General features: G+C 40.2%; 24 protein-coding genes. 17 read left to right on the forward strand and 7 right to left on the reverse strand.

The features are described 5' to 3' along the window. Positions 1–286: 286 nt before the first annotated feature. The 10 genes from AC0N32_RS09560 (at position 287) to AC0N32_RS09605 (ending at position 10,172) form a co-directional block, all read left to right on the forward strand. Positions 287–1,546, forward strand: a complete 1,260-nt coding sequence (locus AC0N32_RS09560) for a mechanosensitive ion channel family protein (protein WP_476393622.1) — start codon at positions 287–289, stop codon at positions 1,544–1,546. 177 nt (positions 1,547–1,723) lie between these two features. Then, on the forward strand, positions 1,724–2,443 hold the full coding sequence (locus AC0N32_RS09565) for a pyridoxine 5'-phosphate synthase (protein ID WP_476393623.1): 720 nt from the start codon (positions 1,724–1,726) through the stop codon (positions 2,441–2,443). Positions 2,444–2,538: 95 nt separating this feature from the next. After that, positions 2,539–3,321, forward strand: a complete 783-nt coding sequence (locus tag AC0N32_RS09570) for an alpha/beta fold hydrolase (protein ID WP_476393624.1) — start codon at positions 2,539–2,541, stop codon at positions 3,319–3,321. Between the two features lie 111 nt (positions 3,322–3,432). After that, on the forward strand, positions 3,433–3,642 hold the full coding sequence (locus tag AC0N32_RS09575) for a microviridin/marinostatin family tricyclic proteinase inhibitor (protein ID WP_476393625.1): 210 nt from the start codon (positions 3,433–3,435) through the stop codon (positions 3,640–3,642). A 41-nt stretch (positions 3,643–3,683) separates the two neighbouring features. Next, positions 3,684–3,908 (forward strand): microviridin/marinostatin family tricyclic proteinase inhibitor, encoded by a 225-nt coding sequence (locus AC0N32_RS09580; protein WP_476393626.1) that lies wholly within the window; start codon positions 3,684–3,686, stop codon positions 3,906–3,908. 84 nt (positions 3,909–3,992) lie between these two features. Beyond that, positions 3,993–4,946: an MvdC/MvdD family ATP grasp protein gene (locus tag AC0N32_RS09585; RefSeq protein WP_476393627.1), complete on the forward strand. Its 954-nt coding sequence runs from the start codon at positions 3,993–3,995 to the stop codon at positions 4,944–4,946. Then, positions 4,943–5,947 (forward strand): MvdD family ATP-grasp ribosomal peptide maturase, encoded by a 1,005-nt coding sequence (locus tag AC0N32_RS09590; RefSeq protein ID WP_476393628.1) that lies wholly within the window; start codon positions 4,943–4,945, stop codon positions 5,945–5,947. The genes AC0N32_RS09585 and AC0N32_RS09590 overlap by 4 nt, the downstream gene beginning before the upstream one ends. A gap of 334 nt (positions 5,948–6,281) precedes the next feature. Next, a complete protein-coding gene (locus tag AC0N32_RS09595) occupies positions 6,282–7,295 on the forward strand; it encodes an NAD-dependent epimerase/dehydratase family protein (RefSeq protein ID WP_476393629.1) in 1,014 nt (337 codons plus the stop codon). Continuing rightward, positions 7,292–9,061 (forward strand): AMP-dependent synthetase/ligase, encoded by a 1,770-nt coding sequence (locus AC0N32_RS09600; protein WP_476393630.1) that lies wholly within the window; start codon positions 7,292–7,294, stop codon positions 9,059–9,061. The genes AC0N32_RS09595 and AC0N32_RS09600 overlap by 4 nt, the downstream gene beginning before the upstream one ends. Before the next feature lie 55 nt (positions 9,062–9,116). Continuing rightward, positions 9,117–10,172: a diphosphomevalonate decarboxylase gene (locus tag AC0N32_RS09605; protein WP_476393631.1), complete on the forward strand. Its 1,056-nt coding sequence runs from the start codon at positions 9,117–9,119 to the stop codon at positions 10,170–10,172. A 241-nt stretch (positions 10,173–10,413) separates the two neighbouring features. On the opposite strand, the gene AC0N32_RS09610 is transcribed toward AC0N32_RS09605, so the two are convergent. Further along, a complete protein-coding gene (locus tag AC0N32_RS09610; protein WP_476393632.1) occupies positions 10,414–11,502 on the reverse strand; it encodes an endonuclease/exonuclease/phosphatase family protein in 1,089 nt (362 codons plus the stop codon). A 113-nt stretch (positions 11,503–11,615) separates the two neighbouring features. Here AC0N32_RS09610 and AC0N32_RS09615 point away from each other — a divergent pair, with 113 nt between their 5' ends. From AC0N32_RS09615 to bla, 4 genes are all read left to right on the forward strand, one after another. Continuing rightward, positions 11,616–11,954, forward strand: a complete 339-nt coding sequence (locus AC0N32_RS09615) for a hypothetical protein (RefSeq protein ID WP_476393633.1) — start codon at positions 11,616–11,618, stop codon at positions 11,952–11,954. Between the two features lie 225 nt (positions 11,955–12,179). Next, positions 12,180–13,112 carry a hypothetical protein gene (locus AC0N32_RS09620; RefSeq protein ID WP_476393634.1) on the forward strand — a complete coding sequence of 311 codons (933 nt, stop codon included), beginning with the start codon at positions 12,180–12,182 and terminating at the stop codon, positions 13,110–13,112. A 2-nt stretch (positions 13,113–13,114) separates the two neighbouring features. Continuing rightward, on the forward strand, positions 13,115–13,492 hold the full coding sequence (gene gloA2, locus AC0N32_RS09625) for an SMU1112c/YaeR family gloxylase I-like metalloprotein (RefSeq protein WP_476393635.1): 378 nt from the start codon (positions 13,115–13,117) through the stop codon (positions 13,490–13,492). A gap of 27 nt (positions 13,493–13,519) precedes the next feature. Continuing rightward, positions 13,520–14,380 (forward strand): subclass B3 metallo-beta-lactamase, encoded by an 861-nt coding sequence (gene bla / locus AC0N32_RS09630; protein WP_476393636.1) that lies wholly within the window; start codon positions 13,520–13,522, stop codon positions 14,378–14,380. Positions 14,381–14,383: 3 nt separating this feature from the next. Here the strand turns inward: bla and AC0N32_RS09635 are convergent, their stop codons facing one another. After that, a complete protein-coding gene (locus AC0N32_RS09635) occupies positions 14,384–14,767 on the reverse strand; it encodes a DUF1634 domain-containing protein (protein WP_476393637.1) in 384 nt (127 codons plus the stop codon). Further along, a complete protein-coding gene (locus tag AC0N32_RS09640) occupies positions 14,767–15,597 on the reverse strand; it encodes a sulfite exporter TauE/SafE family protein (RefSeq protein ID WP_476393638.1) in 831 nt (276 codons plus the stop codon). The genes AC0N32_RS09635 and AC0N32_RS09640 overlap by 1 nt, the downstream gene beginning before the upstream one ends. A gap of 84 nt (positions 15,598–15,681) precedes the next feature. Here AC0N32_RS09640 and AC0N32_RS09645 point away from each other — a divergent pair, with 84 nt between their 5' ends. Both AC0N32_RS09645 and AC0N32_RS09650 read left to right on the forward strand, forming a co-directional pair. Further along, positions 15,682–16,233, forward strand: coding sequence for a DUF1543 domain-containing protein (locus AC0N32_RS09645; RefSeq protein WP_476393639.1), 552 nt, complete (start codon positions 15,682–15,684; stop codon positions 16,231–16,233). Positions 16,234–16,264: 31 nt separating this feature from the next. Next, positions 16,265–17,380 (forward strand): 5-(carboxyamino)imidazole ribonucleotide synthase, encoded by a 1,116-nt coding sequence (locus AC0N32_RS09650; protein WP_476393640.1) that lies wholly within the window; start codon positions 16,265–16,267, stop codon positions 17,378–17,380. 31 nt (positions 17,381–17,411) lie between these two features. Here the strand turns inward: AC0N32_RS09650 and AC0N32_RS09655 are convergent, their stop codons facing one another. The 4 genes from AC0N32_RS09655 to AC0N32_RS09670 form a co-directional block, all read right to left on the reverse strand. Next, complete coding sequence (locus AC0N32_RS09655) at positions 17,412–19,535, reverse strand: cation:proton antiporter (protein ID WP_476393641.1); 2,124 nt, start codon at positions 19,533–19,535, stop codon at positions 17,412–17,414. A gap of 7 nt (positions 19,536–19,542) precedes the next feature. Then, a complete protein-coding gene (locus AC0N32_RS09660) occupies positions 19,543–20,106 on the reverse strand; it encodes a hypothetical protein (protein WP_476393642.1) in 564 nt (187 codons plus the stop codon). 228 nt (positions 20,107–20,334) lie between these two features. Beyond that, positions 20,335–20,619, reverse strand: a complete 285-nt coding sequence (locus AC0N32_RS09665; RefSeq protein WP_476393643.1) for a hypothetical protein — start codon at positions 20,617–20,619, stop codon at positions 20,335–20,337. A 407-nt stretch (positions 20,620–21,026) separates the two neighbouring features. Beyond that, entirely contained in the window at positions 21,027–21,932 is a 906-nt protein-coding gene (locus AC0N32_RS09670) for a DMT family transporter (protein WP_476393644.1), read from the reverse strand. Positions 21,933–22,080: 148 nt separating this feature from the next. Here AC0N32_RS09670 and purE point away from each other — a divergent pair, with 148 nt between their 5' ends. Beyond that, positions 22,081–22,584, forward strand: coding sequence for a 5-(carboxyamino)imidazole ribonucleotide mutase (gene purE, locus AC0N32_RS09675; protein ID WP_476393645.1), 504 nt, complete (start codon positions 22,081–22,083; stop codon positions 22,582–22,584). The last annotated feature ends 34 nt before the right edge of the window (positions 22,585–22,618 follow it).

Below are 22,618 nucleotides of genomic sequence, written 5' to 3' on the forward strand. Positions count from 1 at the left end.
AAGAATCTAAAACATTGTTATGATGTTCCAAATAATGCACAATAATCAAATTTAAAAAATAATTAAATATAAACTCGTAAATAGGCTATTTTTTTTATAATAATTTATAGATATTGCTAATTGGTAATCAAAGCTTTATTTTGATGGTTGTGTGTTTAGGGGGGTAAATAAAGGATCCGTTTTTACAGAAAGTTTCGTTAAATATCACCGGATCATAAGTTTTGGGATAAAAATTGATGCAGGGAATCTTACAAGAAATCATACATATTTTCCTAAATTTGTTGTAATGAACGATCAATTAGAAGAAACAAAAGACCTCATCCAGAGACTCAGTGAGCCTCTTTACCGGTACATCAGCCGTATAGCGCCTGACGGTCTTGAGTTCGTATTCCATATCATTGTTAAGATCCTTTTGCTGTTCGCTGTTTTTTTTGTTTTTGATTTAATTTTTAAAATAATTATCAATAGCATTTTCAGAATTTTTCATAATAAAGAAAGGTATCCTGTAATCAATTCTATTTACGAATCGAAAATCACCAACTCGATAGCTCATCTGTTTGCGCTTCTGATTATCGGTGGAATTCATGAATCTATCTTTTATGGAGCTTTAAAAAACACGACGATCTTTATCATCAGATGTGTGAATTTGGGGCTGGTGATGATCTTTGCCGGAATGCTGTACAGAGGATTGACCGCTTTTCGGAATTATTTTGTCATTAAACAGGATTTCTACAGGATTATGGCGTTGAATGCTATTTCCGAAACAGTAAAGATTCTGGGAATCTTTATTTTCTCAGTGGTCGGAATCTGCGTGATTTTCGGGATTAAAGGAACAACGATTGTAGGTAGTTTAGGAGCGATAACGGCTGTTCTGGTGCTGGTTTTCCGGGATACAATCTTAGGATTTGTCACCGGGCTTCATGTGGCTACTTCAAAGAATCTTAAGGTTGGCGACTGGGTAAGTATTCCGAAGTATAATCTCGAGGGTAATATTGCCGAGATCAACCTTCTCACGACGAAAATCAATAATTTTGACAGGACCTTTTCAACCATTCCAACCTATGATCTTCTGACCACGGAAATTAAAAACCTGCAGGTGATTTCGGAAACCAACGGGCGAAGGATCAAGAAGTCGATCTACTTTAATATCAATTCATTTAAATTCCTCACAGACGAAGATATCGAGCGGCTGAAAAATATCAATCTGATCTCAGACTATCTGAACAAACGTTCTGCAGAGCTGAAAAAAGAGAAAGAAAATATGGTGCATAAGGAGGAAATCATCAACGGCAGGCAGCTTACCAATATCGGGGTCTTCCGGTATTATGCCCAAAAATATATCGAAAAGATCCCGGAACTTGACAAAGAAGGTCCGGTGATGGTACGCCAGCTCAATATCACGCCGCAGGGTCTTCCGCTTGAGATCTATTCTTTTACCACCGATACCGAATGGGTGCGGTTCGAGGAGATACAGTCCGATATTTTCGATCATCTGCTGGTGGCTTCAAAAGAGTTTGATCTCGAAGTCATGCAGGTGAAAGTTTAATTTTTCACATACTCCTAAAGCTCGTCAAAAGGTAAAAAATCACCGTTTCATTTCTGATTTTTGGATTTTATCAATAGCTTTGCAGCTGTATAAAGACCGAATGATTCCGGAGGTATTTTATGATGTTCAACCGCGTAAAATTATGGTCCGGATTATTTCAAAAAATATATCAGCAAAATGACAAAACTTAGTGTAAACATCAATAAAATTGCAACGTTAAGAAACGCAAGAGGCGGCGATATGCCCAGCGTTACGGAAGCTGCGGTTAAAATTCAGGAATTTGGCGGCCAGGGAATTACCATTCACCCGAGACCCGACGAAAGACATATTACCAGAAAAGATGTTTATGATCTTAAACCGATCGTAACCACAGAATTCAATATTGAAGGAAATCCCCACCGCGAGTTTATCGATATGGTATTGGAGGTAAAACCCGAACAGGTGACCCTCGTTCCCGATGCCGACGACGCGATTACTTCCAATGCGGGATGGGATACCAGAAAACATCTCGGATTCCTTACGGAAATTATTACCGGATTTAAAAATGCAGGAATCCGCACATCCGTTTTTCTCGATCCTCAGCCGGAGCTTGTGGAGTACGCCGCAAAAGCCGGAGCCGACAGAATAGAACTCTATACGGAAGCCTACGCCAAAAACTATATTTTAGATAAAGAATCAGCGATAAAACCTTATTATGATACTGCCGTTGTGGCCGCTGAATTTGGGCTTGGACTGAATGCCGGGCACGATTTAAGCCTCGATAACCTGAAATATTTTGCCGATCATATCCCGAACCTTCTGGAAGTTTCCATCGGGCATGCCTTAATTTCAGAGGCACTGTATATGGGATTGGAAAATACCGTACAGGCATATCTGAAGCGATTGGCCAAATGGTAAATCACGTTCAGAATCCGCAATGAGAAGATGACAGCTTAGGCTGTTTCTTAAACTTTCGTCTTCCATTATCAACCTCCCATCCTAAAACAAAAAATATGGAAATTTTAAATTCAAAAATATTTGGCGAAAATCTTTCGTCGACCCCGCTTTTAGTATTTCACGGATTATTCGGTATGCTTGATAACTGGGGAACTTTCGGTAAGGATCTGGGAGAATATCTTTCGGTGCATCTTATCGACCTCAGGAATCACGGACGAAGTTTCCATTCAGAAGGCATGTCTCATGATGATCTGGCAGACGATATTCTGCGGTATATGGATCATTACGGGATTTCCAAAGCACATGTCCTTGGCCATTCGCTCGGTGGCAAAGCGGTGATGCAGTTTGCCATAAAATATCAGCAAAAAGTGGAAAGCCTTATCGTTGTCGATATTTCACCAAAAGCTTATCCTCCGCATCATCAGGGGATTATCAAGGCTCTGGAGTCTGTTGATTTCAATACGGTGACTTCCAGGAATGAGGTGGAAGCGGTGCTTAACCAGTATATTCCTGAAAAATCAACCATTCAGTTCCTGACCAAAAACCTGTATTGGGACGATAACAAGAGGCTGAACTGGAGATTTAATCTTAAAACATTATCCGAAAAATACAATGAATTCGTGTCCAATGCCATAAAATTCGGCGTGTTTGAAGGAAAGACTTTATTTATTGCCGGGGAAAAATCAAATTATATTCTCCCGCAGGATCACTTTGCGATAAGACAGCAGTTCCCAAAAGCAGAGTTTGTGACCATAAAAAATGCCGGACACTGGGTACAGGCGGAAAACCCTGTTGATTTTGCTAAGGTTATTAAGCAATTTTTAAATATTAATGAATAAAGTCCTCAATTTATTATAATTTGTTAAAATTTTCTTAAAAACAAATTTTATCTTCTTCTGGTGATTTTTTTTTAATACTTTAGAACTTTCTAAATTATAAATATTAATATTATGAAAGGTAAAAAAACAAAAAAGCCGTTTTTCGCTTCATTTTTAGAGAAGCAGATACAAGATCCCGAAACCGTAAAAGGAGGAGCCATTACATCTGTATTGGTAGATAATGTAACAAGTGCTCTTCACGACAATGTTACAAAGCCTGGAGGCGACAATGTAACCATGAAGTATCCTTCAGACGGTGATGAAGATGCCAATGCAGTTTAAAAACTAATCACAAAAACTCATAAACTCTAAATTAAATTATTATGAAAAACAAAGATTCAAAGAAGAAGCCTTTCTTCGCGTCTTTCCTTGAAAAACAACTTCAGGATCCTGAAAAAATCAAAGGGGGAACTGATGTTACGATTGCTACGCAGGACGGGCCTATCACAACGTCTAAAACAGCAGACACTGTAACGAAGCCTCAGTATGATATGGCTCAGACAATGAAATATCCATCAGACGGAGACGACGATGCTCCAAGTGTATAATGAATTGTTGATACAGAAACATTAATAAATTATATCGAAAGGAAACTTACACTCTAAGTTTCCTTTTTTAATAAAAATCGGCAAATGATTCTCTGCATTACACATTCCCGGGATTTTTACAACATCGATATCTTTTTTAAATATCTTCAAAGCAGGAATATCCCATATTTCAGGCTAAATTCCGATCGGCTGAACAACAGTCAGCAGATCAGCATCAGTGAAGATGGATTTGAGCTTACGGATGAGTTTGGAAATGCCATGAAATCGAAAGAAATTACAGCGGTCTGGCACCGGAAATCATGGCAGATCGATATTCCTGAAGAACTCGACGATGCCTACAGCAAAATCTTTCTTAAAGAATATTCCACCCTGCGCTATAACCTCTTTACCGCCCTGGAGCATGTTCCCTGGATCAATCCTTTTGAACAGGAAAATAAAATCGACGGCAATAAAATGCTTCAGCTGAAAATGGCCAAACAAAATGGACTTACCGTACCGAAAACGCTCTTTTCAAACGATGCTGATAAAATTACGGCTTTCTTCCATGCATGCTGTAACGGGAAAATGGTGGCTAAGCTTCATGGCGTCCTCTCAAAATCAATGGGTGGGGAAGATCTTCTTTCCACGAATATTATTGAGGAAGATTCCCTCGGAGACATCGCCGATATTGCCTATTGCCCAATGATTTTTCAGCCTTATATTGAAAAGGAATATGAATTGAGAATCGTTTATCTGGCCGGAGAATTTTTTACCGGAAAAATCAATAACAGTGAAAATGCCGACTGGCGTATCGCTCAGGGAAATTATTTCTGGTCTGCCTATCAGCTCCCCGAAAATATTACAACGAATCTTTCTGCCATGATGAACGAGATGGGCCTTTATATGGGAGCCATCGATATGATCAGAGGAAAAGACGGAGATTACTATTTTCTCGAGGTAAATCCACAGGGCGAATGGGGAATGCTGCAGAAAGACCTTGATTTTCCGATTGCACAGCGAATTGCCGATAATCTTATAAAAAGAATGAAGAACCCATGAATAAAATTTTAATAATTACCCATACAGGAGATAATTTTTCGATCGAAAAAGTTACAGAATATATTGATAAAAACGGATGCGAAGTGATTCGCTTCGATGTCGACGAATATCCTTTAAAAAACAAACTGTCCACCACCTTTCAGGACGGAGAATGGCAGACTGTCCTCGAAACTCCCGATAAAAAATATCGCTTAGATGATATTTCAGCGGTCTGGTACAGAAGAGCCTACAACATCGGCCGCGGACTGAGGGAAGAACTGGATGAAAAATTCATTGGGGCGGCAATGGGAGAGATCCGCAATACCCTTTTCGGATTCCTCGAATCCATAGATGCGTATTCGCTCGGGAAACCAAGTGTCTACAGAAGACTCGACAGCAAGGAAGAGCAGCTTAAAATTGCAGACAAAATAGGACTGAAGATTCCTGAGACCTGCCTTACCAATAATCCCGAAGAAGCAAAACAGTTTATCCTTAAACATCAGAACGTAGTGGCTAAAATGCAGACCGGCTTTGCAATCTACGAAGACGGAGTGGAAAGTGTCGTGTTCACCAATGTTGTGAATGAAGATAAACTGGAAGAACTCGAAACGCTCCTCTATTGCCCGATGCAGTTTCAGAAAAAAATTGAAAAGAAAAAAGAACTGAGAGTTACGGTAGTAGGGCGGGAAGTTTTTGCCTTTGAAATAGATTCCCAGCAATCGGATGCCGCAAAAATCGACTGGAGAAAAGATGGGGTTAATCTTATCGATAAGTGGGTTCCTGCAGAGCTGCCTTCCGATATCGAAGCAAAACTCCTGGAACTTCTCGACGTATATCACGTAGACTATGGTGCGATCGATATTATCGTTTCCCCTGAAGACGAATATTATTTTATTGAAATCAATGCAGCAGGAGAATTCTTCTGGCTCGATAACCTTACCGAAGGAAACATGATCTCGAAAAGTATCGCCGATGTTCTCTGCGACAAAGCACCAAGACGCAATAATGTTGTTTTGGTTTGATAAATAGCTTTTTTTTAATGTTAAATTATCGATAGAACGGGCTCAGTCCCGTTTTTTTGGATTGAAGGAGTTTAGTAATAAGGGTAAAATATATCATTTGTCTTTATTCATTAGAATTTTAACAATTTTGTCTGATATTTAATCTAAAAAAACCAGGCTGTGAAAAATATCAATAGGAATCGGCTTTAGCCCATTTTACCCTTGTGAAGAGGAGAAAATGTCTGAATACTTTCGTAATTTGTGATGAATTAAAACTGAATTCTCCTTTAAAAATCGCAAATTTGCAGATACGGATTTAATGATTATAAATGATTCAATCAAGTAAAAATAACGGATGGTTTTTGTAACAGGTGCTACCGGAATTCTCGGCCGGGTAATGGTTTTGGAACTCCTTAAAAAAGGGAAAAAAGTACGTGCTGCAAAGAGGCCGGCAAGTAATTTGGACGACGTAAAACATTCCTATACGTTTTATACGGAAAATCCTGAAGGTTTTTTTGATAAGATCGAATGGGTCGACGTAGATTTTGATAATATTCAGTCGATCCAGGATGCGCTGGCGGGGGTAACTGAAGTCTATCACTGTGCCGCAAAAGTAGGGTTCAATCCGGGCGATGATAAGGAAGTGTATCATACCAACGTAAAAGGTACCGAAAATCTTCTTTATGCCTGTGAAGGTTCAGGAGTCACAAAATTTCTACATGTAAGCTCGATCGCCGTTCTTGATCTGTTTAATGAAAACGGTGAGCTTGATGAAAGTTCCGATTTTAATCCTAAAGAAGAACATTCTGCGTATGCCATATCAAAGCATCTAGCCGAAATGGAGGTTTGGAGAGCTTCTGCAGAAGGCCTGAATACCATCATCATCAATCCGGGAATGATCGTAGGAAGCGGAAACTGGGGAAACAGCAGCGGAGATATCTTTCCCACCTTGGAAAATAACAGCTTTACTTTTTCCGGGGGAACCAGCTATGCCGATGTGAGAGACGTTGCCAGAATATCGGTAGAGCTGATGGAGCAGAATATTTTCGGTGAACGTTTCGTCATTATCTCTGAAAATAAAAGATATGCCGACCTGGCAAAACAGGTCAGAAAAGAGCTTGGTTTAAAGGAAGCCAAAGTGCTTTCCCGCTTTCAGCTCAATATGGGAATTCTGGCCAATACGCTTTTCGGATGGCTCATCCCAAAACTGAGAATGGTAACCCGGTCCAACGTAGAAGCGATTTCCGGAATGAATATCGTATCCAACAAAAAAGTCAAGGAAAGACTGAATTACACCTTTATTCCTTTGGAAGAAACCATAGACTTCCATCTTAAAAATTACATTAACGATAAAAAGCTGAAGAAATGAATCTTGCGGAGGCAATCATTCAAAAAAATATAGAAAAACATCCTTTAAAACCGGCTATCGGTTTTAAAAAGAAAAACGAAGGATGGAAAGAACTGAGCTGGAAGAGATTCGGTGAAATCGTGCTGAAAACAGCCAATGCTTTAAGAGAAACCGGGATCGGCGAAAATGATAAAGTAGCCATCTATTCGGATAACTCATCGGAATGGATGATCTTTGATCTGGCGGCCATGTCGCTGGGTGCGGTTACGGTTCCCATTTATTCCACCAATAATGCAGAGCAGGCCGAGTATATTATCCGTAATTCCAGTGCCAGGATCATCCTCGTCGGAGATCAGCCGCAGTATGATGCATGTCTTGAAATTCTGCATCAGCAGGAAAACAATCTGGAAACAATTATCGTATCCAAAAAAGCGGTTTGGATCAAAAAAGAGATGAACAGCTTTTATCTCGAAGATTTTATCGCCAAATCTTCCCCGGAAGCAGAGTTCTGCAAAAAAGAATCTGACGAAGTAGCCACGCTTATCTATACCTCCGGAACGACAGGAACCCCGAAAGGCGTGATGCTCACCCACGGGAATTTTATCAAAGCTTTCGATGCGCATTTTGAATTTTTTAAGTTTAAAAATTTTGAAGAAGAGCTTTCACTGGCATTTTTGCCGCTAAGCCACGTCTTTGAACGCAGCTGGAGCTTACTTTGTCTATACGGAGGTGCCAGAGTGTATTTTCTCGAAGATCCTAAAACTATTGCCAAAGCCCTTGAAGAGGTGAAGCCCACCATGATGTGTGCGGTTCCAAGGTTTTTCCAGAAAATCTATGCCGGTGTTCTGGAAAAGGCGGAAGAAGGCTCTTCTTTAAAGAAAAAAATATTCGACTGGGCCGTAAAGACAGGCTGGGAAACCGCAGAATTGAAAAGAAATGAAAAACCGGTTTCATTCGGGCTGAAAATAAAAGAAACGATTGCAGAGACCCTCGTCTTCAGTAAGATTAAAGAAAGAATGGGCGGGAGGCTCTGGTTTCTCCCTTGTGGCGGTGCTTCTTTATCTCCGGAAGTTACACGTTTTTTCGATTCGGTGGGAATTCATGTTACCGTTGGATACGGATTGACGGAAACTACGGCAACGCTTACCCTTTTTCCGTTTACCCATTTTGAACACGGAACCAGCGGAAAACCTCTTCCGGGAGTGGAAATCAGAATTGGAGCCGATAATGAAATTCAGGCCAAAGGAAACGGAATAATGAAAGGCTACTACAATAATCCTGAAGAAACCCGGAAAGTTTTTACGGAAGACGGCTGGTTTAAAACCGGTGATGCCGGAAAGATCGACGAATACGGAAATCTTACCATCACAGACCGACTGAAAGATCTTATGAAAACATCGAACGGAAAATATATTGCGCCGCAACAGATCGAAAACCTGCTGACCAATAACAATTTTATCCAGCAGATTGTTTTGATAGCGGAAGGCAGGCAGTTTGCCTCAGCACTGATCGTTCCGAATTTTGAATTCCTGGAGGATTATCTGAAGAAGAACAATATTCCGTTTACCAATTGGGAAGAAGTGGTAAAGAACGGGAAGGTGCATGATTTTTATAGTCAGAAAATTAAAGAATTGCAGGAGCATCTGTCAGAGTTTGAAAAAGTGAAAAAGTTTACCCTGATGCCTGCAGAATTTGAGATCAATACAGGAGAAATAACCCCTACATTGAAAGTGAAAAGGAATGTTGTTCTTAAAAAATACGCCGATCTTATTGATGCAATGTATTAGTGGAGGTTGAGGTTTTGAGATCAACATATTGCGGTAACAGATAGAAAAAAAAAATATGACAGCACAGGAATTTTTAGGAAAAGAAGAATTTACAGTATATAATCGGGAGGTTTCGGAAAGCTGCCCGTCGAATATAGCCCTGATCAAATATTGGGGAAAATACGACAATCAGATTCCGGCCAATCCGAGTATCAGCTTTACATTAAATCATTGTAAAACGAATACCACCATGGAATTCCTGGCTAATGAACCTTTCACGGTGCAGACTTTCTTAGCCGGAAACGAAGAAGTGAAGTTTGCCGAAAAGATTGAAAAATATTTCAGAAATATCGAACAATATCTTCCTTGGATTTTAAAAGGGAAATATGTGATCAAAACAGAAAATACCTTTCCTCACAGCTCCGGAATTGCAAGTTCGGCTTCAGGTTTCGGTGCGATTGCCAAATGCCTGATGAACCTGGATGCCTCTTTTTCAGGAAAAACTTCTGAGGAAGAATCATTGAGAAAAGCTTCCTTTTTAGCCAGGCTCGGCAGCGGAAGTGCCTGCAGAAGCTTATACGACGGCATGGTAGTCTGGGGAGAATCGCAGGTAAGAGGAAGTTCAGATCTTTTTGCCGTTCAGTATCCGAATGATGAGATTCATGATATTTTTAAAGATTTTAACGATTGGGTACTGCTGATCCACGAAGGTCAGAAATCGGTGTCCTCTACGGTAGGCCATGGTCTGATGAATACCAATCCTTATGCAGATCGCAGATTTCAGGAAGCAAGAGAAAATTTTGGTCCGATGAAAGAGATCCTTGCGGCAGGAGATATGCCAAGTTTCATTAAAATGGTAGAGCACGAAGCATTAACCCTACACGCCATGATGATGATGAGCGATCCCGCCTTTATCCTGATGAAAACAGGAACACTGGAGGTGATCAACAAGATCTGGGATTTCAGGAGAGAGACCGGCTTATCAATATTCTTTACCCTGGATGCCGGCGCCAATGTTCATGTTTTATTTCCTAATGACGGTGCCGAAGAAAAAATCAAGTCTTTTATAGAAACAGAACTCTTGCAGCATACGCAGAATAATGGTGTGGTGAAGGATGTGATGAGGTTCTGATGCCATTTTAATTAATGTATTTAAAATACCTAACTATGTTTCATAAAAAACCTGCGCAGCTTTCGGGTGAAAGGTGCGCAGGTTTGGAGTAACTCCTGCTTAGGTTTGAGATAAAAGCTGCGCAGGTTTATAGATTTCAATGACTGGGTTTTACTTTTTACTGGTGCATGAAGGTCATAAATTGAATATTTGATGTAGTCAATGAAGTATGATGCGATAGATAAAAATACACAGAACACATTCATCCCTCCGTCACCACGGCATCCCGTTCCCCATCTTCTTTCTTTCCCTCTTCGATCATTTCCCGGGCTTCATGTTTTTCTTCCTGCGTAGCGTAATCAATCCGTTCTTCCTGCTTTTCCTCCTGTTCGTGGTCGATGAAGAATTCGCAGTATACCGGAAGGTGATCCGAACCGAAGTTTTCCAGGGTCTTAAGATCTTCAATGAAAATTTCTTCACTGTGAAACATCAGATCGATCGGGAATCTCAATAAACGGTACCTCGCATGAAAGGTAGACACAAAAGAACGCCCGATCCTCGGATCAATAAGATGGCTTGTCTTCCTGAACAGGATGGAAGACTTCGACCAGGCTACATTGTTGAAATCCCCAACAACAATGACGGGTTTTTTTATTTCAATTACCCTTTTTGCAGTACTCAGAAGGTCGCCGTCTCTTTCCTTTGAAGTCTCCTCCTCGGTAGGACTTGGCGGCGGCGGATGAACTCCGAAAAAGACAAATGAAAATCCGTCTTCTGTCTTTAAATGAGCTTCAATGCTTGGAATATCATCTGCCACAAAATAATGGGTCTGGGAACTTTCTATTTTTATTTTCGAGTAAAAATGCATTCCGTAGGTATTTTCCAGCGTGACTTTGTGCTGATAGGGATAATCTTTTTCAAGAGGTCTTAGTGCCTTTTCCCAGTCACCGTTGCTTTCCATCGTGAGGAACATCTCGGGACGGTATCTTTCGATCAGCTGAATAAACCGGTCATATTCTTTGTTGAACTGGTAAACATTGGCTGAAATAAAATGCAGCTTTTCGGAAGACCGGTGTTTTTGCGTATATTTTTTAACAGGATATAAAGGGGTGTATTTTATTAAAATCACGCTGTGATGAATGAACATTAGCAGCAGTAAACCCTGATAGTACCAGAAATATTGTGATTTACTGGCAGCGATAAAACCAAGGATCATGGTGAAAAGAATAAAAAAGGTGATCTGTATTTTACCGAACTCCGGAACACGGAATATCCAGTGAGAATGTTGAATTTTTGGCAGTATGGTTAGAATCAACAACAATACAGTCAGAATCAGGTAGGCTGTCCACATATGTTAAAATAATTCTATAAATTTAAATTATTTTTTATTATTGCTCAAATCAAATTATCTTTAAAGCTTAATATTAATAACAATTAAAACCGTTCCAGATACACCTGTTTTTTATGAATAAATTTTTTCCGTTCGTTTTTCTTTTCGGAAGTTTTCGGTTCGGACAGAGGCAGGAAGACAGTGAGCTCCCTTTGAAGGATTTATTTGTCCCCATGAAGCTGGCAAACAAAACGGAGCGTGGAAAATTTGAGACCAAAAGAGTGAACGACGAGGCAAAAATACTCAACGTTGAATCTAAAAGACTCGATTTCCAGGCAAAAAGGCTCGTCGATGAACCTCAAAGGCTGAAAAACCAGTTAAAAACAGTCGACGGCGAGGCAAAAGGCTCAACGTTGAATCTAAAAGGCTCAATTTCGAGGCAAAAAGACTGGTTGATGAACCTCAAAGACTGAAAAACCACGCAAAAAGGGTGGACGACGAGGGAAAAGACTCAACGTTGAACCTAAAAGTCTCAATTTCGAGGCAAAAAGGCTCGTTGATGAACCTCAAAGGCTGAAAAACCAGGCAAAAAGAGTGGACGACGAGGGAAAAGACTCAACGTTGAGCCTAAAAGACTCAATTTCCAGGTAAAAAGGTTCCTTTAAAAAACATTAAGATAAACGCAAAAAGTAAAGTTAATGAGAAATAAAAATCTGATACTGAATTATGTATTCCTAAGCTGTCTGCTGGTTTTGTTCATGAATGATCATTTTTTTAAATTTCACTATACCAGCTGGTTTACAGGGAAATTGTCTGATGTTGTCGGGATTATTCTTTTGCCGATGCTTATCACCTACATTTTTCCGAAACTGAAGGAAAATTCTGTTTTTGCTTCCGGACTGTTCTTTATTTTCTGGAAATCTCCTTTTTCGGAAAGTTTTATCAATATATATAATATAATTTCACCTATTTACATTCATCGGGTGATCGATTATTCAGACTTAATGGTTTTATTACTGTTGCCAATTCCTTATTTTTTAATTAAAAACGATCATATTTTTGAAAACTTCGTGATCAGGAAAATACATGCAGCGGTAGTTTTATTTCCGACAGTTTTTGTTCTGATGTCAACCTCGCAGGCGAACGGATATACTTATTCTCCCGGAAGCGGTAAACTGGCTTTTCGACATTTCAGTTTTGACATCAAAAAGACGGAAGGTGATCTGTTGAAAAAACTTAAAGAACAAAATCTTACCGTAGTAAAAGATACCGCTGAGGTTCTGCACTCTTTACGATATCAGATTTCAGATGTAGGTAAATTTGATCAGGATGCTATTGTAAAAGGAGGTGAAATTTTTAAAGTAGATAACGACGAATTAAGAAAACTTATCACGGAACAGATGTATTTAAGTTCAGATTATAAAATTAAAGATCTTAAAATAGGAGAAAGGACCGTAAAAAATGTCAGGTTTTCCATACGGCCGGCCTATAATAAAATGAATGATAAAAAGTTTATCTCTATTGAACTTCGTGAGGTGCAGATTGATAAAGATCTAGACGACGATAAAGTTGCCGACCGGCTTAGGGAAATTTATCAAAGTGCCGTAATGAGCCGATTTAAAAATTTTTAAAAATGAAGATTCATCATATTGCCATCATATGTTCCGATTATGAAATTTCAAAGAAATTTTATACGGAAGTTTTAGGCTTAAATATTATCCGCGAGCTGTACCGCGAAGAAAGGCGTTCTTTCAAACTGGATCTTGCCATAGGAGATCATTATGTGATTGAGCTGTTTTCATTTCCTGATCCCCCGGAAAGACCGTCCGGACCTGAAGCGTGCGGATTGCGCCATCTTGCTTTTGCAGTAGAAAACACCGATGAAAAACGGGAAGAATTACTTCAAAAAGGATTGTCATGTGAGGAAATTCGGATTGATGAATTCACCGGGAAAAAGTTTTTCTTTACACAGGATCCGGATCATCTGCCCCTGGAATTTTACGAAATATAAATTATTTAAAATAAATCTGATGTTAATATGAAAAAATTAATCGTACTGCTTGCGTTTGCCCTTGCCGGCGAGATGAATGCACAAACTGTTCATGAGCCGAAAGATCATCCGAAAGAGTGGTCCCAGTCTTACGAACCCTTCAGGATTGCCGGAAATTTGTATTATGTGGGAACGTATGATCTCGCCTGCTACCTCATTGTGACCGATAAAGGGAATATCCTCATCAACACCGGACTTGCCGATTCGCTGCCGATCATCAAGAATAATATTAAAAAATTAGGATTTAAATATCAGGATACTAAAATTTTACTTCTTACCCAGGCACATTTTGATCATTTGGGAGCGATGGCAGACATCAAGAAAGAAACAGGCGCCACACTTTTTGTCGACGGGGCCGATGCTGATGCTTTAAAAACCGGTGGAAAATCGGATTATGAGATGGGTAAATACGGAGTGACCTTCAAACCTGCACGTCCCGATGTGATCTTAAAAGACAGGGATATAGTAACGCTTGGAAGTACTAAACTCATGATGCTTCACCATCCGGGACATACCAAAGGATCGTGCAGCTTTGTATTTGAAACCGGTGACAACCAAAGAAAGTATAAAATTCTGATCGCTAACTTACCGACCATTATTATCGATAAAAAGTTTTCCGAGGTCAGCGCTTATCCTGACATCGCAAAAGATTACGAATACACCCTGAATGCCATGAAGAAACTCGATTTTGATATCTGGGTCGCCTCGCACGCAAGCCAGTTTGGCCTTCATGAAAAACATAAGCCCAAAGATCCGTACAATCCCGGTGCTTTTATGAACAAAAAGGATTATTTTGAGGAATTGGATGCCCTGGAAAAAGATTATCTCGAGAAAAAATCGGCCGAATAAATGTTAATGGGCGTAACCCGTAAAGAAACTAATGGCCATAATGGCTAAAACGATAGAGGAAATGACTACGTACACGTAGTCTTTTTCTTTTAAATATCCGATCAGTGCAAAGATGATTCTCATTAAAGGTGTAAAGATCAGCAGCAGGATTCCCAGCTGGATGATGGCCATTCCTTCGCCTTTACAAAGGGAATTCCAGAAATGTCCCCATACTTTCTCCGAAGAGCTTCCCATATCGAGAGCGGTATATCGTTTAGGCATTTTAAAACCTTCCATAAAGAGCTTTACAAAACCGATGAGTGAAGTGATAACGGAAAGAATAACTCCGAGTCTCAGCAAATTACCGACAGAACGGTTCAGATCTACATCCGTGAAATTCTTTTTCATTATCTGAAGCTTTTGTTGATACCGTTATACATCATGTAAACAGAGAGAATCGTGATGACGATCGCAAAGAATACCTTTAATTTCTTAGTCTTTGAAACCATCAGGGTTTTTGATCCGATGAAACTTCCTACCACCACTCCGATCAGTACAGGCGCTACGATCACAGGAACAATTTCACCCCTCTGGAAGTAAATCAGCGCACTGGCAACAGCGGTAACCCCAATCATGAAGTTGCTGGTTGTCGTTGAAACTTTAAAAGGCAGTTTCATCATATTGTCCATGGCGAGAACTTTCAATGCACCGGATCCAATTCCCAAAAGTCCGGACATGGCGCCCGCAAACATCATCATCAGAAACCCGGGAACGGTATTTCTTGCCGAATAGCTTTTTAAAACTCCTTTGTCAGGAAAAGTTCCGAAGAGTTTCAGTTTTTCCTCAAGGCTTCCCTTGATGACCGGTTCCTGATGGTCAGGTTTTCCTTTTAAGTTTAAAATAACCGTTAACAGAAGAATGCTGGCGAAAATAATTCCGATCGTATTCGGATTCAGCATTCCGGAAACCAGGGCTCCGACAATGGCGCCCGCCGTAGTGGCAATTTCCAGAAACATACCGATTCTCATATTGGTAAAGCCTTCTTTTACAAAAGCAACCGCTGCACCGGAAGAAGTTCCGATCACTGAAATAAGAGAAGCACCAATGGCATAATGCATAGGAACGCCGAAACCCAGCGTTAATAAAGGGATAATGATGACTCCTCCTCCCAATCCGGTCAGTGAACCCAGAAGACCTGCCGCAATTGCTCCAAGGAAGAGAATAATGATTTCTGACATGCTACAAATATAAAACTATTGCGCTAGTCTGCCAAACGTTTAAAAAAGATAAATTTGACGTATTTTTGCACAAACAAATTGAGTATGAAATTATTCTATGTCATTCTCGGAGCGACACCGCCCGGCAGAAATATTGAGCAGCACGATGTTTTTTTCGGAATTGCAGAAAATCTCAAAGACCTTGTGGAAGATATGAAAGCTTTCTGGAAAGAAGCAAAAGGAAAAATCCATATCGACTGCTATCAGGAAGTGAAATATGTGGACGGATATGAAGTAAGGATCGTTGAAAGAGGTACCGAAACTCCTGAGCAACAGCTGTATTTCATTAATCTTGGAGGATATAAAAGAGGTTTTTTTGAAGAATTTCATGAGCAGCATCTTGTTGTTGCCAACTCGATGGGAGAGGCCGTAAAAAGAGCGAAAGCAACGGAATTTTATAAAACAATGGGTTTCAAAGGCGCCACCAGCCATATCGATGAAAAATTAGGCGTTGATATCGACGATATTTTTCCCGTAAAGGAAATTTTACCTTCAGACATGAAAAAAAGATATGCGATATCCCTCGTGAAATCGGATGCCGAAAATCAGGAGAACTTTACGAGCCTGGGGTATCTGAAAATCGATAAAATTCAATAAAAATTAAATCTAATAGAAAATAAAAAGGAAAATGAAAATAGGAATTTTAGGAGGCGGGCAGCTTGGAAGAATGCTGATTCAGGAAGCGTTGAAGTATGACGATGAATTTTATACACTGGATCCCGCTTCTGATGCACCCTGCCATAACATTTCATATTTTACCCAGGGAAGTTTTAATGATTATGAAACGGTGATGAACTTCGGTAAAGATAAAGATGTAGTCACCATCGAAATCGAGCATGTAAATGCAGATGCACTCGCAGCGCTTGAAAAGGAGGGGATAAAAGTGGTGCCGAATTCCAATATCATTAAAACCATTCAGCAGAAAATTCTTCAGAAACAGTTTTATAAAGCTCATGATATTCCAAGCCCGGAATTTGAAATAATGGACGGAAGTTCTGACGAAATCAAAATGCCTTTACCCTTCGTTCAGAAAATGAATACCGGAGGATATGACGGTAAAGGAGTTCAGGTGATCCGCACGCCGGAAGACATGAAAAATCTGTGGATCGCAGATTCAGTGATCGAAAAACTGGTCGATATCGACAAAGAGCTTTCTGTGATTGTCGCCAGAAATGAAAACGGAGAAACCCAAACTTTTCCTGTGACGGAAATGGTGGCCGATCCCAAATTAAACTTACTGGATTTCAATATCTGCCCGGTTGTATTATCTGATGATATTGAAGAACAGATCGATTCCATCACAGAGAAATTTTTGAATGCCATTCAGTCGCCGGGACTTTTTGCGATTGAATTATTTTTAGATAAAGAAGGAAAAGTCTGGGTAAACGAAACCGCACCTAGATTACACAATTCAGGACACCAAAGCCAGGAAGGCAACGCCAATTCGCAGTTTGAGCAAATGTATCGTGTTATTAAAAACCTGCCTTTGGCCGATACGGATGCCATCATCTACAGCGGAATGCTGAATCTTGTAGGCGCAGAAGGCTATTCAGGAAAAGTAATATACGAAGGCATGGAAGACGTTTTAAAATTACCGGAAACCTATATTCACCTGTACGGAAAAACCGAAACGAAACCCGGAAGAAAGATGGGCCATATTAATGTTTTGGCCGAATCCAGGGAAGAGCTGATGGAAAAGCTGGTGATGGTGAAAAGCATGGTAAGGGTGATCGCGGAACGTTAATAGGGCTATAAGCCCTATTAACGTTTAGCCGCTACTTAAAAATCTTCTTGATCACATTTCCGATTTCCATAAAATCGTCGTGGTTGCCGACCGATCTTTTCTCAGAGCTGTTTTCATTATATTCGGAGTACGGGAAAATGAGGAGGTAATTTTTATCTGCCAGGCTTCTGTTCAGCAATTCGGGGATCAGTCTCATTCTCGGAATGTAAGAATGCATTCCGCGTTTGGCCATAAAGAGGATCAGGGCTTCATCATCCTTCAGTTGGGAGGCGGTCTCTTCACCGTCCTTCCATGTTTTCATAATGATAAATTCGGCTTCAATATTAGCCTTTTTAATGATTCTCTGCAAAATATCAAGAATATTCTCCGCAGCATAAAATACCATAGTGGCACCGGAATTTCTCGCCATATTCCATACTCTCAGTAAGGCATGGAAAAATCCTGCCTCCTTGTGCGCATTTTCAGGAATCATCACCGCATATTTTTTTATCGTGGATAAAGGCTGTGCAGCATGATAGACAAGTACATTGACATCATCATTCTGAAGGTAGCCGTTGTAAAGATTGTAGACAAAAGCAGGGGAGAAGCCTTTTTCGTCTTCCAGCCCTATGATGAGATCGGTGATATTCTGTTCCTTGATCACGTTATTGATTCCGTTGACCACATCGTTATCATACCGCTTCAGTGACTGCATTTTCACATCTGCGGCGGCGGCTGTATCGGTGGCTTGATGAAGGAGTTTCTCGGCATTTTTTACGGAAGATTCGTTTTTATCTTCATTGATGACATTTAAGGCAAATAAATCTTCTGTATTGGAGTGGGCTTTAATCAGGATTCCAAGGTTTACCATGCGTTCCACAGTTGCTTCATAATTTAAGGCCAAAAGAATATTTTCTTCTTCATGGCTGTTTCCGGAAACCGTATCTTCATTATCCTGCTCGGCGATATTCTGTGCGCTCGACATGGAAATAAAAGAGGAAATGGTACAGGAAATAAGGATGAGAAGAATACTTCCGTTGAGCACATGCTCATTGAGTAAACGGATAGGTTCTCCTGTTTCAGTTTCAGAAAGGATAATGTTGTAACCCACCATGACTGAGGCCAGCGTTGCGGCTGCCGAAGCTGAACTCAGTCCGAAAATCAGTTTTCCTTCTTCCTTCGATAACCTGAACGTTTTTTGGGTAGCCACTGCCGAAAGATATTTTCCGCCAATGGATGCGACAAGCATTATACCGGCAACTTCCAGTGTTTCCCAACTTTTAAAGAAGACTTTAAAATCAATCAGCATTCCCACACTGATCAGGAAAAAAGGGATGAAAATAGCATTTCCCACGAACTCCACACGGTTCATCAGGGAAGAAGTATGCGGAATCAGCCTGTTCAGGGCCAGCCCTGCAAAGAAAGCACCGATGATTGCCTCGACTCCGGCAAGCTCTGCCAGCAGCGCGGCAAGGTAGATCATAACGAGCACAAAAATATACTGCGAAATTTTATCGTCTACTTTTTTGAAAAACCAGCGGCCGATCATCGGAAAAATTACTAAAACAATTAACCCGAAAACGACAAATGAAACCGAAAGCTTTATCCAGAATTCTGTTCCGACATCTCCCTGCGACATCCCGACGATAACGGCAAGAACTAATAACGCCAGGACATCGGTTATCATGGTTCCGCCCACCGTAATATTTACCGCAGGATTTTTGGCAATTCCGAGCTTGCTTACCAACGGATAGGCAATAAGGGTATGTGAGGAAAATAAGCTGGCAAAAAGAACAGACGTAAGAACAGAGAATCCCAGGATATAAAATGCCCCGAGATAACCTAAAACAAAAGGTACCGTAAAAGTATAAATCCCGAAAGTAAGGCTTTTCCATTTGTTCTTTTTAAAATCTCCCATATCGATTTCCAGGCCTGCCAGAAACATGATGTAGAGGAGCCCTGTGGTTCCCGTAACCACAATGCTGCTGTCTCTGGCAAGGACGTTGAAGCCATTCGGGCCGATGACGGCTCCCGCAATAATAAGCCCCAGCAAATGCGGAACTTTAATCTTGTTCAACAAAAGAGGTGCTGCCAGGATAATGATTAAGACAAGCAGAAATTTCAGAACCGGGTCTTCGATAGGAAAACTCAGATTATGGATACTCAATAAGCTCATAAGTGTTTTATTTGGTTGAACGCACAAGTTCTACAGAGAATTTTGCCAGGCATTGGTCTACGGCAATGGTTCTTGTTCCCCTGATTTTATTGGGAGAAAACTCATTCAGCAGAACATTCATTTCTACTTGTTTTTTTGAGGTGGAGTCGGTTTTATAATTCAGTTTTACCTCGTTATTTTCATATTTCCCGGAATAGACCCTTACGAGATTGTTATTGTTGATGATTTTTGTTGAAAGCTGCGTAGAATCACTGTCGAACTCCCATGTGTCGATACGCTGGTCGCCCACCACATAATCGTTACAATTAGACTCCGTACAGATTACTTTGCCGGTCCATGAACCTGCAATATCTGCGGGCCAGGCGATAATTTTTACAGAATCCTTTTTAGAAAAGAGGCTGTCTCTCATCTTCAGGAGGGCCTGGTATTCGGATTCTTTTTGTGCAAATAATTTTTCTTTTTCCAGCAGCTGCCTTTCTCTTACCAGAAGATCTTTCTCCTTTTTGTTGTCATCGCAGGCAACGAAAAAAAATGAAATGCAGATGATGATAAATAGTGAATTTTTAAGCATATTGTAATTTTGGATTAAACAATATAATGAAAAATTAGTGAATTATCAAATTTAAATCTGCCGAAACAGGCGATGTTTCTGTCCAATTAAATCAATTCATCCGCTTTTTATTTCAGGTCAGGACCTGCCGGATCAGATCACGTAGTACCTGTTTTTTTTTCAAAATACTACTGTTTTTGGTGTTTAAAATATCATTGAAATCCAACGTATATGGATTAGTGACTCAATTCATTTCCTTAAAGAAGACTGTAAAGTGTTGTAAACTAATAAATTGTACTTGATCGGCTCTTCTAACTGGTTGATCGGCTCTTCTAACTGGTTGATCGCTTCTTCTAACTGGTTGATCGTTTCTTCGGAAAAGTTGATTGCCTTTACAAAGCACTTGGACGCCCTCACAAAGTGGTTGATGATCTCTACTGAAAGCCTGAATGCCGTTTCTAAACGGTTGGAACAGTCTTCAAACTCCCTGAACGGTCTAACGTACTCTTTTACCGGTTTTTGAGTTGAGAACATTTGAGATATTTTAAATAATTGATTTTTAAAATAAAATTATTTTATCGCAAAGAGAAACAAAGAAATGTTTCATTTTGAAATGCTTTTAAGTTAAACAATGCCACTTCATTTATAAAGATGTTGTCCTAAAAGTTTGGATAGTCTTTTTATAATAGCCACTGCTTTATCTCACAGTTAGTATTTTTAAACAATGATTTTATAGCATAGCGTAGGATTTGCTCCGCTGGAGCATAAAAAGATTCTGTCCATTTTCGGTAGCAAAAAAGAGGCTGCCTAAAGTTTTAGGACAGCCTCCCGATAAGCTTCACGCCTTTGTATAGTTTAAATTTTTAAAAAACATCTGATTAATACCTTTGTTTAACTTTACGTTTTATATAAACTTATCCCGAACTCAGGTTAAAATAAGGTTATTCAATTCTTTGCTTTTTGAACATTTCACGGTTATAATTGATGACAAAAACGCCAAGGATAATTAAGATCGCAGCTGTAATGAATTTTGCGGAAATTTCTTCATTAAGGATAAGCCAGCTCAGGAATATGGAAATAATAGTATTGACGTACGCTAAGATAGAAACCTGAACGGGTGAAACTTTTGTTAAAGCATAATGATATGCAAAAAACGCAGCGACGGAGCCGAATAATGCCAGATAAAGCATGGCTGAAATGCTTTTTACAGACCAGTTTTCAAAATGATAATCGTCGGTAAACAGAAAAGCAAAGATGATCTGGATAATGCCGGCAAAAGCAAACTGGTAAAAAAGATTCAGAGAGATATTGCGGCTTTGTATATTCATCTTTTTGGTAAAAATTGTTCCGGAAGCCCAACCTAAAATTCCACAGAACAATAAAAGTATCCCAAACCGGTAATCCGGATTGGCCAGGTCGTGGATGCCATCCCAGAAAATAAAAGTAATTCCCCCAAAGCACATCAGGACTCCTACAAGCGCTCTGATGGTAAATTTCTGCAGCCCGAGGCCGACGCTTCCCAAGAATACGATGATGGGCGAGGTAGCACTGATCAGGGAGGTAAGGCTGCTGGTAAGCGTTTCTTCAGCTACTGTTGTGAGGCCGTTGGCAACAATCAGCATTAAAGATGAGAATATCAGCTGGTAGCCCAGGTTTTTCCAGCCGATCCATTGGAATTGGCCTCTATATAAAAGGATCATAAGCATAATGACCGCTGCCAGGAACTGACGGATCCCCGCCACAAACCAGGCAGGAATTGTTTCTACCGCAACACGGATGGATAAAAATGTAGTTCCCCAGACAATCGCAACGGTGAGGATGGCAAGTGTAAGTTTATAATCTTTCAAAATGGTGGTGTATATTCAGCAAAAATACAGATTAAAAAATGGCTGGTATGTGCAGCCGGTCAGTTTGCCTTTGACGGCAACAAGTTTTGCACCCTTTTGCATGAAGATTATTAATTTTTTATCTTTGAAAATCTAATATACAGACGATATGGTAGGAATTATTATGGGAAGTCAGAGTGACTTGCCTGTTATGGAACAGGCGGCCAATTTTTTAAAGTCTTTGGACATTCCCTATGAACTGACGGTTGTTTCTGCACACAGAACGCCGGAAAGAATGTTTGATTACGCAAAAACAGCTAAGGAAAGAGGTTTAAAGGTCATCGTTGCCGGAGCAGGCGGGGCGGCACACCTTCCGGGAATGGTAGCCAGCTGTACGACATTGCCCGTAATCGGCGTTCCTATTTTATCAAGCAATTCTATTGACGGATGGGATTCCGTTCTTTCTATCCTTCAGATGCCCGGAGGTATTCCCGTAGCTACGGTTGCTTTGAACGGTGCTTTGAATGCCGGAATTTTAGCGGCAAAAATCATTGGCAGTTCCGATAAGCTGGTGGCGGAAAACCTGCAGAAATACCAGGATTCTTTGAAAGATAAAGTATTGGGAACAGTAGATGATATCAAAGCGAAGCATCCCAATCATTTTGACCGGTAAACTTTGCCTTAACAATAAATATCTGCGGCTCACG

It is taken from the genome of Chryseobacterium endophyticum, assembly GCF_056333165.1.

What these genes read in the sequence shown, in the direction of transcription:
- AC0N32_RS09560 (WP_476393622.1), top strand. Translation starts at nt 287, where the DNA reads ATGAACGATCAATTAGAAGAAACAAAAGACCTCATCCAGAGACTCAGT.
- AC0N32_RS09565 (WP_476393623.1), top strand. Translation starts at nt 1,724, where the DNA reads ATGACAAAACTTAGTGTAAACATCAATAAAATTGCAACGTTAAGAAAC.
- AC0N32_RS09570 (WP_476393624.1), top strand. Translation starts at nt 2,539, where the DNA reads ATGGAAATTTTAAATTCAAAAATATTTGGCGAAAATCTTTCGTCGACC.
- AC0N32_RS09575 (WP_476393625.1), top strand. Translation starts at nt 3,433, where the DNA reads ATGAAAGGTAAAAAAACAAAAAAGCCGTTTTTCGCTTCATTTTTAGAG.
- AC0N32_RS09580 (WP_476393626.1), top strand. Translation starts at nt 3,684, where the DNA reads ATGAAAAACAAAGATTCAAAGAAGAAGCCTTTCTTCGCGTCTTTCCTT.
- AC0N32_RS09585 (WP_476393627.1), top strand. Translation starts at nt 3,993, where the DNA reads ATGATTCTCTGCATTACACATTCCCGGGATTTTTACAACATCGATATC.
- AC0N32_RS09590 (WP_476393628.1), top strand. Translation starts at nt 4,943, where the DNA reads ATGAATAAAATTTTAATAATTACCCATACAGGAGATAATTTTTCGATC.
- AC0N32_RS09595 (WP_476393629.1), top strand. Translation starts at nt 6,282, where the DNA reads ATGGTTTTTGTAACAGGTGCTACCGGAATTCTCGGCCGGGTAATGGTT.
- AC0N32_RS09600 (WP_476393630.1), top strand. Translation starts at nt 7,292, where the DNA reads ATGAATCTTGCGGAGGCAATCATTCAAAAAAATATAGAAAAACATCCT.
- AC0N32_RS09605 (WP_476393631.1), top strand. Translation starts at nt 9,117, where the DNA reads ATGACAGCACAGGAATTTTTAGGAAAAGAAGAATTTACAGTATATAAT.
- AC0N32_RS09610 (WP_476393632.1), bottom strand. Translation starts at nt 11,502, where the DNA reads ATGTGGACAGCCTACCTGATTCTGACTGTATTGTTGTTGATTCTAACC.
- AC0N32_RS09615 (WP_476393633.1), top strand. Translation starts at nt 11,616, where the DNA reads ATGAATAAATTTTTTCCGTTCGTTTTTCTTTTCGGAAGTTTTCGGTTC.
- AC0N32_RS09620 (WP_476393634.1), top strand. Translation starts at nt 12,180, where the DNA reads ATGAGAAATAAAAATCTGATACTGAATTATGTATTCCTAAGCTGTCTG.
- gloA2 (WP_476393635.1), top strand. Translation starts at nt 13,115, where the DNA reads ATGAAGATTCATCATATTGCCATCATATGTTCCGATTATGAAATTTCA.
- bla (WP_476393636.1), top strand. Translation starts at nt 13,520, where the DNA reads ATGAAAAAATTAATCGTACTGCTTGCGTTTGCCCTTGCCGGCGAGATG.
- AC0N32_RS09635 (WP_476393637.1), bottom strand. Translation starts at nt 14,767, where the DNA reads ATGAAAAAGAATTTCACGGATGTAGATCTGAACCGTTCTGTCGGTAAT.
- AC0N32_RS09640 (WP_476393638.1), bottom strand. Translation starts at nt 15,597, where the DNA reads ATGTCAGAAATCATTATTCTCTTCCTTGGAGCAATTGCGGCAGGTCTT.
- AC0N32_RS09645 (WP_476393639.1), top strand. Translation starts at nt 15,682, where the DNA reads ATGAAATTATTCTATGTCATTCTCGGAGCGACACCGCCCGGCAGAAAT.
- AC0N32_RS09650 (WP_476393640.1), top strand. Translation starts at nt 16,265, where the DNA reads ATGAAAATAGGAATTTTAGGAGGCGGGCAGCTTGGAAGAATGCTGATT.
- AC0N32_RS09655 (WP_476393641.1), bottom strand. Translation starts at nt 19,535, where the DNA reads ATGAGCTTATTGAGTATCCATAATCTGAGTTTTCCTATCGAAGACCCG.
- AC0N32_RS09660 (WP_476393642.1), bottom strand. Translation starts at nt 20,106, where the DNA reads ATGCTTAAAAATTCACTATTTATCATCATCTGCATTTCATTTTTTTTC.
- AC0N32_RS09665 (WP_476393643.1), bottom strand. Translation starts at nt 20,619, where the DNA reads ATGTTCTCAACTCAAAAACCGGTAAAAGAGTACGTTAGACCGTTCAGG.
- purE (WP_476393645.1), top strand. Translation starts at nt 22,081, where the DNA reads ATGGTAGGAATTATTATGGGAAGTCAGAGTGACTTGCCTGTTATGGAA.